General features: G+C 64.7%; 1 protein-coding gene. It reads right to left on the reverse strand.

Going from position 1 to position 215, the window contains the following annotated elements:
* Window positions 1-215: IS256 family transposase (locus TBIF_RS24215; protein ID WP_038172469.1), on the reverse strand; the 215-nt coding region annotated here is incomplete at both ends.

Genomic DNA, 215 nt, shown 5'->3' on the forward strand with positions numbered 1-215 from the left:
TCGATGGACACGCCGGTCGCGACGACCATGGCCTGGGAGACCACGTGCGGGCCGACCCGCACCTTGCAATACGTCGCATCCAGGAAGATGTAGGGGAAGGTGGTGTGGTTCAACGTGCGCTCACGAAAGGCCGCGACCTCAACGTCGAGGCCAGCGCAGATCCGCGACACCTCAGATTTCGAGATGCCCGATTGGACGCCGAGGGCGGCGACGAG

This window comes from Tomitella biformata AHU 1821, assembly GCF_000524475.1.
Classification (GTDB): domain Bacteria; phylum Actinomycetota; class Actinomycetes; order Mycobacteriales; family Mycobacteriaceae; genus Tomitella; species Tomitella biformata.